The organism is Streptomyces sp. NRRL WC-3618, from assembly GCF_001280005.1.
Lineage (GTDB): Bacteria > Actinomycetota > Actinomycetes > Streptomycetales > Streptomycetaceae > Streptomyces.
Genome location: NZ_LGDW01000335.1, coordinates 1 through 327, shown reverse-complemented (window position 1 = coordinate 327; position 327 = coordinate 1). Strand labels below are relative to the sequence as shown.

The window sequence follows — 327 nt, the reverse complement described above, 5'->3', positions numbered from 1 at the left end:
GGTGAGGTGTGGTGTCTGTGGGGGCGAGGTGACGCGTGAGGTCAGCCGGGTGCGGACAACCGGTGTATCGCCGACATCGGCACCGGAAGCCAGTCCGGACGGTGCCGTGCCTCGTACACCACCTCGTACACCGCCTTGTCCGTCTCGTACGCCCGCAGCAGTACCGGATCGGTACGTGGGTCCCGGCCGCAGATCTCCGCGTACCCGGAGCAGTACGCGGCCCGGCACACCTCCGCCCAGTCGGGCGACCGGGGGTGGAGCGAGTGGGCCGCGTAGTCGAAGGAGCGGAGCATGCCCGCGATGTCCCGTACCGGTGACTGGGCGCTG

The 327-nt window shown here is 70.0% G+C and carries 1 pseudogene; it reads right to left on the bottom strand.

Annotated features, from left to right (window positions below):
• Positions 1 to 41 precede the first annotated feature (41 nt).
• Positions 42 to 327: pseudogene (locus ADL01_RS24640) on the bottom strand (maltokinase); the annotation flags it as partial.